Source organism: Peptoniphilus senegalensis JC140, assembly GCF_000321025.1.
GTDB lineage: Bacteria > Bacillota > Clostridia > Tissierellales > Peptoniphilaceae > Peptoniphilus_A > Peptoniphilus_A senegalensis.
On sequence record NZ_HE610718.1, the window covers coordinates 358930 to 367387 of the forward strand.

10 protein-coding genes are annotated in these 8458 nt (G+C 31.0%); all 10 read right to left on the reverse strand.

All coding sequences use genetic code 11. The features are described from left to right. Positions 1-45 precede the first annotated feature (45 nt). Complete coding sequence (locus tag PTSHG_RS05990) at positions 46-1644, reverse strand: Na/Pi cotransporter family protein (protein WP_019107984.1); 1599 nt, start codon at positions 1642-1644, stop codon at positions 46-48. A gap of 139 nt (positions 1645-1783) precedes the next feature. Beyond that, complete coding sequence (locus PTSHG_RS05995; RefSeq protein ID WP_019107985.1) at positions 1784-3013, reverse strand: MFS transporter; 1230 nt, start codon at positions 3011-3013, stop codon at positions 1784-1786. A 97-nt stretch (positions 3014-3110) separates the two neighbouring features. Continuing rightward, positions 3111-3383 carry a hypothetical protein gene (locus PTSHG_RS06000; protein ID WP_019107986.1) on the reverse strand — a complete coding sequence of 91 codons (273 nt, stop codon included), beginning with the start codon at positions 3381-3383 and terminating at the stop codon, positions 3111-3113. Positions 3384-3392: 9 nt separating this feature from the next. Then, a complete protein-coding gene (locus PTSHG_RS06005) occupies positions 3393-4256 on the reverse strand; it encodes a hypothetical protein (RefSeq protein WP_019107987.1) in 864 nt (287 codons plus the stop codon). A gap of 115 nt (positions 4257-4371) precedes the next feature. Then, positions 4372-4854, reverse strand: coding sequence for a hotdog domain-containing protein (locus PTSHG_RS06010; protein WP_019107988.1), 483 nt, complete (start codon positions 4852-4854; stop codon positions 4372-4374). Positions 4855-5161: 307 nt separating this feature from the next. Continuing rightward, positions 5162-5563, reverse strand: coding sequence for an HIRAN domain-containing protein (locus PTSHG_RS06015; RefSeq protein ID WP_019107989.1), 402 nt, complete (start codon positions 5561-5563; stop codon positions 5162-5164). After that, positions 5560-6366, reverse strand: coding sequence for a J domain-containing protein (locus tag PTSHG_RS06020; protein ID WP_019107990.1), 807 nt, complete (start codon positions 6364-6366; stop codon positions 5560-5562). The genes PTSHG_RS06015 and PTSHG_RS06020 overlap by 4 nt, the downstream gene beginning before the upstream one ends. Before the next feature lie 34 nt (positions 6367-6400). Beyond that, positions 6401-6616, reverse strand: coding sequence for a hypothetical protein (locus PTSHG_RS09290; protein ID WP_019107991.1), 216 nt, complete (start codon positions 6614-6616; stop codon positions 6401-6403). A 425-nt stretch (positions 6617-7041) separates the two neighbouring features. Continuing rightward, entirely contained in the window at positions 7042-7728 is a 687-nt protein-coding gene (locus PTSHG_RS09295; RefSeq protein WP_019107992.1) for a hypothetical protein, read from the reverse strand. Positions 7729-7730: 2 nt separating this feature from the next. Beyond that, a complete protein-coding gene (locus PTSHG_RS09970) occupies positions 7731-8168 on the reverse strand; it encodes a hypothetical protein (protein WP_019107993.1) in 438 nt (145 codons plus the stop codon). Positions 8169-8458: the final 290 nt, after the last annotated feature.

Genomic DNA, 8458 nt, shown 5'->3' on the forward strand with positions numbered 1-8458 from the left:
TCTGCCCTAAAGCAGATTAATTTATATTCTTTATAATTTTTCAATTTATATTGCAAGTTTTCCAGCATTTGAAATGTATGATGAAATTCTTTCCATAGCTGCAAGAGTCTTTTCGTAAAGAAGTCCACTTTCTGGATTACAAATTTTTTCTCTCATTCTAAGCATGTGGTTATTTCTAAATTGAGATGCTTCCTTTTGAACTAATTCGTTTGATGATCTCATAAAGGCAATCCTTTGATCTCGATCTAATTCTCCAACAGCTGCGTCAAACATCTTATCTATTACTTGATTTATTTCTTTTAATTCTTCAAAAGTCATATCTGTAAATTCAAGTTTTTCATCTTTTTTTAACTTTGCAACTTCAGCAATATTTTTTGAGTGGTCTCCAATCCTCTCCATATCTCTTGAAATTCTAAGATAAGCCGCAAAATTAGCAGAAGTCTGTTCATTCATTGCAAGTCCAAGCGCATCAATTATAAATGCAGAAATTTCTTTGTTCAAATAATTTATTACCTTTTCTCTTCTAAAGATTTCGTCATATTTTTCTTCGTCAAAATTACTTAATAAGCTGACAGAATTTTCGTAATTTTGATTTACTATTTCAAGGAGTCTTCTGATTTCAGCCTTTACATCGGTAAAAGTTGCAGGTGCATCCTTTACGACATTTTTATTGATAAATTGTAAAGACATTTCTTCTTGTTCCTTGTCGATACCAGGGATAATCTTGAAAGAGAGATCGGCAAGCTTTCTTGAGAATGGGAACAACAACAAAGAAGTTGCCACATTGAATAATGTATGCAAGTTGGCAATTTGTGCTGCTGGGAGTTCCCTTGAAAAACTCATTATTATTTTATCAATTGGGATGACAAGGGAAATTGTTACAAATATTATAGTACCAATTATATTAAAGAGCACATGGACTAAGGCTGTTCTCTTGGCATTTTTAGAAGAGCCAACTGATGACAATACAGATGTGATACAAGTACCAATGTTAAATCCAAAAATTATATACATTGCGGAATGAAGTGGAATTACCCCTTGATTGGCAATAGCTTGCAAAATACCAAGTGATGCAGAAGATGACTGAATAATTGCAGTTATAATTGTACCTGCAAGAACTCCAAGTATTGGATTTTCAAATTTTGTCATCATTGTCACGAAACCAGGATAATTTCTTAGAGGTTCCATTGCTTCGCTCATAAATTGCATACCCATAAATAAAAATCCAAGTCCAATTATAGCTTGACCTATGTGTTTTTTCTTTTTATTCTTTGAGAAGGTATTTAACACAAAGCCAGTGAAGGCAATTATAGGTGCAAGTGTAGAAATATTTAGTGCAACTAATTGACCTGTTATTGTTGTACCAATATTTGCCCCCATAATAATTCCAACCGCTTGATAAATTGTCATGAGTCCAGCATTTACAAAACCCACAACCATAACCGTTGTCGCAGAAGATGACTGAATTATTGCTGTTACGAATGTACCAACTAATATTGATTTAAAAAAACTCGATGTCATCTTTTCGATTATGACGCGAAGTTTGTCTCCTGCAACTAGCTCGAGGCCACTGCTCATCATTTCCATACCATAAAGGAATAAGGCAAGCCCTCCCAATAGTTCGATAAAATAATTTATTGACATAAGTCCCCCCAATTTATTTTTCAATTTAATCTTACAATATATTTATCATTTTTTAAAGACAAAGTAAAAAAAATGTAAATTTTCATTAAAGTTTTTTTGAAAATTAATGCAATAAAAAAAGACGATGCCTCGCCTAATTTTATATTTGTTTTGTCTTCGCAACTTTCAAATAAAAAGGAATTGCAAGAACTTGTGCCACTGTGGAAATAATTATCATAGCTGGAATAGATATGCTATACATTACCCCAAGTAGCCAGGAGCCCAAGAACCAAAAAACTCCAAAAAAACATTCAAAAATCCCATAGCCAGTGGCTCGATTTTTCTTGGGAACCATTGATGTTACTGCAGCCTTTAAAATAGATTCTTGTGCGCCCATTCCAATTCCCCAAAGGACAAGTCCAAAGAAAAGTGCCTTAACGCTATTAATTCCAAAGATAAAAAGCGAGAAGGGAGCAGAGATTATTGTAGATATGACAAGAGCCTTCACTCCATTTTTATCATAAATATGTCCGAAAACAAGTGCAGCTATGGCATCAACAAGCATCGCTCCAGCATAGAGTAGGGGAATTGTACCAGAATTTATAAGAGCTGATGTTTCTTGTAAATTCCCAGCTATAGCTGTGTAATTTTTCGTGATGTGCATAATTATTATGGAGTAGTCTATAAAACCAAAAGCAAAGAAGGAAATACCTGCAATATAAAAAACAAAGGACTTCTTCATGTGGAAGCCTTCTTCTTTATTTGACTCAGGCTCAAAATGTTCTGGATTTGAAAATTTCATCTTTGTGTAAAACAAAAGAATAATTGTTATAAAACCAGGAATTGCTAAAAATGCAAAGCATCTGCTATAAATTTCAAAGGTGCTGCCATCTGTTTTAAATAACATAACAAGATAAAGAAAAACCGGTCCCAAGAAAGCACCAATTTGGTCTAGCATCTCTTGAATACCAAAGGACTTGCCCACTCCCTCTTGTAAGGCAGCAAAGGACATAATAGTGTCCTTGGCGGGTTTCTTTATTGCCTTACCCATTCTTTGCACAACTAAGAGAAGTGATGCAGCAATCCAACCCTTTTCGCCAACGATAGCAAGAGCAGGCACTGCCAAAATATCTAAGATATAGCCAAATATTACCATTGGCCAATATTTTTTTGTTTTGTCAGTAATTTTCCCAAATACATACCTCATGGAGTAGCCAACAAGTTCTCCAAGTCCTGATATAAAACCAATTGCCCCACTAGATGCACCAAGGACAGTTAAATATGCCCCTCTAATACTTGAGGCACCTTCATGTGTCATATCTGAAAACAAACTGACAATGCCAAATAAAATTATAAATAACATAGCTGTGGAAATTTCTTTTTTCTTCAAAATAAGCCTCCCGATATTCTTAATCTGGTCATTATATCATTAGATTGTAAATTTTCTTTAAAATAAATAAGTCCGCAAAATTTTCAAAGAGTTTAATTTATTTTTTCTTAAAAAGCGTAATTCCATTTATTATTATTGAAGCAATTGTGCAAAAGAATAAACTTTTTGATATTGTAGGAACAACATCTAAAGCTCCCGATATATCTCCTTTTGATAGAAACTCCGCTCCCATATAATAAAAAGAAAAAATTGTAAGAGAGGTAAAGGCAAGGCTCAAAAATCTATATTTTTGCGGATCCTTTCCTTGTGTCCAAGCTATTATATTTTTAATTGCAAAAAATATTGCAATGATACCAAGAATAATTTCCATGTTTTCTCCTCATTCTTCAAAAGTTTTTCCGCCGTTCTTTGAAAGATAGCTAGTCTCATTTTTATTTATGTCTGTAAACTTTAAATAAATATTTCCATTTTCATCAACTCTTCCGCTGACTTCTGGACTTGTATCCTTTAATTCCGAAATAAAATTCATCTTATCGCCTTTTATTTTTACAAAGAACCAGCGACTTCTTGCACCTGCACTGTCAACTTCAAGCAGTCCATAGTCTGAATTTTCTATTTTTACGGCATCTTCTACTGTAAAATTTTTTAATAATTTCTTTTTATCTTCTATTAGATTTTTGCCTTCAGCTTTTTCTTCCACTTGATGATTTTCATTTGCTTCTTTATTTTCTTCTTTTGTAAAATCTTCTCTTCCATAAATTAAAAATTTTAAAATTTCTCTCTGGTCCTTATCTTCAACTTTACTCAAATCAGAAAAGACTTTACCAAGATTTTTCTCATCTAACTTATCCATTGTAATGAAATTCTTCTCGTAGACTTCATAGATAGGATCCAACCAACCCAAATTTAAAATGTAATATTTTTCGCCCGCATAAATTAAAGTGCGATTCTCTTTGCCAGAAAAGACAGAGGCTAAAAACAAATAGAAGGCAAAAATCAAGCCAAGAATTAAAATTAAAAGGCACAAAATAATTTTCCCATATTTATTTATATTAAACTTTGTAAAATTGTAAAGCGAAAAAATTTGTAGACAAATAAAAAGTAAAAAACCAAATCCTATGAATAGATTATTTATTATTGGGATAAATTCAATTTTATTAACCAAGACCAAAATACCAAAGCTAAGGGCAAAGGAGGCAAGATAAAGAAAAACATATATAACTTTTTTATTTTTTAATTTCATAAACACTCCAAATCAAAAATTTCAATTTATTTTCTCTATATTTTATCATTTTTGCCAGAAAAATTATAAAAATTAATAAAATAAAAAAGATACCCTCTTAAGTCTCTTTAAAAAATTACATATTGTCCTTTACACCAACGGCAACCATTTTTGCCTTTGCACGAACTTCTCCTGCCGCTTCCATTACCATATTAACTATAACTTTTCTGTCTCCAATTTCTTCAGCTGTGGCAGTAATTGTGATTTCAGTATCCATTGGAGTTGGTTTTTTGAAGTCAACTTCAAGTCTTGCAGTTATAAAACGACCAATAACTGTATCTTCGTTTAATTCAATTCCCAAGTCTCTGTGTTTAAACCAAGCAGCTGATGCAGTGCCATGGCAGTCGAAAAGCATGGCAATCATTCCACCAAAAAGATTTTTTGGAACACCACCAGTGTAAACTTCATCTGGAATTACTTTTGCAATACATTCTTCTCCACTTTCTGATGGAAATGATTTTAGGTGCATCCCATGTTCATTCTTAGGTCCACAACCCCAACAATGTTGGAATCTCTCGCCATAAGTATCTTGTATTGCAATTTTTTTATTTTCTGACATAATATTTATTCCCCCATTAAAATTTTAAATTTTTTCATCTTTAACAATAACATTTTACCATATAGACCTTAAAATAAAAATCGCCTTCAGTCATGATTTATAACTAAACTTTGCTTACTCTTAAATTAAAATAATGAAATCCTGTCATTACGAGATTATTGGCAAGCTCTCCTAATATGAATTTATCCTTTACCTTATGCCAATAATAAAACAGTACTCTCCTGAAAAATAATCAAATTTCATATCATAACTCTTCACTATGCAGATATTATAACAAATCCATTTTCTTTTATCCTACATATATTTCCTAGCTTTCATGAAGGTAAATTTTAATTTTTATCTTGATCCATTTACCTATCCTTTCTTTTTCAATAACTTTAGCAAAAAGAAGCTTGCCTGCATCCATAAGTCGCGAAAAGACAATATTATCTTGACGTGGCACATACCCTATTTTTTCGTATCCCAAAGTTTCTATACGAATAGCTTGAGGATCATGCTCATTTTCTGGCTCGCGATAAAAAACTAACCTATCGCCATCTTTGAGGCTTTCTCCAATTACCTCAATGTCTTCAATATGAGTTGTGCCAGCTACATAAGTATCAAAAAGATAAATGTCCCTCTCAAAGGGTTTAGGTAAATCAAGGCCTGCCCCAGTCCTCACAAGATATTCAATTAGGTCGCCATTTTCTTTTTTTACCAAATTACTCATGTCTCATCCCTCATTAAAACCTCGATTGCCTCTTCTTGCATTCGAATTGCATCCTTGAAGCTCTTTAAATCTCGCTCTAACTGACTTAACTTCTCCGACTTTTTTTTCTTGTCTTTCACATATATACGCCAAGTATATGGCGGCATATACTTAATTAAGTCAATGTCTCTTTGAATTTGATCCACTAAGTCCTCCAGCCTTTTTACTTCATCTCCTAAAGACTTACCAGATAAGGCTTTATCCTCTATATCATCACTGCTACAAACTATATCATAAATAATTTGTAGAGAAGCTAGATCGCCATTCTTATAGGCTTCTGTTGCATTGTAAAATAACTCCTTTTCTGCATCTGTAACATTTGGATTAATATCTGGATGTAGTTTTTTAACAATACTCTTATAGCATTTTTTAAGGAGCTTAGCATCTTCGTCAGACAAGACTTCAGCCTTGGAACGCTTTATAGCATCATTAATCTCTTGAGTTTTTTCCTCCAACTTCTTTTTATAATCACAGAACTCTTCATCAAGCTTCATCTCAATAAGATCCATCTTAATTTTTTCTTGACGGTTCTTTTTCGCCTGAATCATATCTCTTTTTCTTTTTAGACGAAGATATTTGCAATAAGATTTATACAGTCTGTACTCAAGGCTTCCAAAAGTTAGCATATATGCAGTTTTTATATTCTCACAAATTACATATTTAAGATTATCCCTTTCAAAAACAAGATTTTCCAAAGTTCTTTTAAGTTCTTTAATCCTCTCCCTTGACTTTTTGTCATCTGGAAATTCAATAATCTGTCCCATGCCCTGCCTCCTTCTTACCTTTATTTTAATCCTTTTAATTTAGAAAATTAAAGGGAAAAGCTAAAAACTCCCTAGCTGTAAAATAGGACTCATCCTCTTCCATCCTATGGTACTTAGTGTAGGAATACAAAATCGCCTTATAAGAAGCAGTCCCCCCATCCTTGTAGCGATAAGTTATTGGAAAGAACAAGATTAAAATAAGTAACAAAATAAGAAGCTTTTTTCTTTTCTTTTTATCTCTTTTTCTCATAAATTGTACCCCTTAAATTTTTATAGACATCCTTTAATCTTATATTTAACAGTTCCTCTAAATAGATAATATCATTTTTTTACAATCTTTTTCTAAGTAATTTAATACTTTTTCTAATTATTGCAATTTTATTTGTCCTTTTATCTTTGACTCAATATACTAATCTGTATGATCAATATCTTTTCTTTTAGGGAAATGTTATCTAAGTAAACCATTTTGTATCCTCTTTTTCTCATCTCTGCCAAGGGCGATGTGGAAATGTAAAATAAAATTCAACTAGATTTAGTTCACTACTGATTTCTGTATGCTTTGCAAATTATTTTTTTCAAAAAACTATGACTCATTTTTTGTTGCACTTAAATTATAAATTGAAGGTACAAAAAACAGTAAATCTATACTATAGATCTACTCCTTAATTATTGCTATCAATATTTTACACTTGATTTTTTAAGAATTTCTTCTAAAGATTTAATCTCATTATTTACTTCCTCATCAGAAATTTTATCAGTTCCATGAACAAGTTTATTCCTAAATCTTCGTAATCTATTGATCTCTTTTATATTTTTTTCATATTTTTTATCTTTGTCCTTTGATAAATATAATAAACCATTCCAAAAATTATTATTTTTACTTTCAAATCTTACTAATTTTTCCAACTTATTCCATAACGTTAAAAAATCTCCTATAAGTTTCTTGTCAACTAAATTGTTGTATAGATAAAACTTTTCACTTTCTATTTTAGAACAAATATCTTTCATGATATCATTATCCGGATATAAATTTTTAACACTTATAGGATTTTCAGATTCCCAAAATGTTTTATCGTCTTTAAATTCATAGATTGCTACAATTCTTCTATTGAAATCTAAATCTCCTTTTTCAATATCACTATCAGAAGTGAATTCTGTCTGCACTAAATATCCTTCTTGAAAAAATGGTCTCTTAGAAGCACTACAACTTATACTTAATAATCTTACGTTTGTTATATAATCTTCAGAATCTACAGATATTCTTCCTTTTATATATGGAAGTGCTAAAACATAAATATATCCAATTTTCTCCTCATTATTTAATACAGCAAATGAACATGCGACTTTTAATGATTGTGTCAAATCTAATAAAGGCGTTTTACAAACTTCATAATGTTGCAAAATTGAATATTGAAGTAATTTAATTTTTTTATTTCTGTTATCTCATCATTATCAATACTTTCGTTTTGTTCAATTTCCTCAATTAACTTACTTGCTGATTTTTCCAAAATTTTAAATTCAAAATCTATTTCTCTTTTGTTGGTCGAACGATATATTGTAGGATATAAAGTTGAATACTTAGTCTTCACATAATTCTTATTTTGTCCTCTATAAAATAACATAACTTCAGGATTCTTATATGACAATTCTGCTATTTCCATAACCAATTCATGAAACGTCTCAATTCTTATTGTTTTACTTCTTACAAAAGAAGTAATGTTTCTAGCATTACGTTTTCTATCTTGATAAATCTCTTTCATTTTTCTTGTTAAATTTTTATAACTTACCGAATATTCTTTCATCTATGTAGCCTCGTTGGATAATTTAATTTTATATATCAAATATACCCAATTTTATAATATATTTTTACAATCATATAACTTTACTATTTACACCAATTTTTACCTTATCCTTACTTTTTTAAACTCTTCCTCATCAAACGAGTTTTTCTTATCATAACCTTCAAACTACTTATAATTCTTATACTTTCCAATATCAAAATTATCAGATAGAAAAGGTCTTTGGAACATACTAAATTTAGTAGACACAAAAATATAATCATAACCACCGGCTAAGCCGGTGGTTTGTTTTG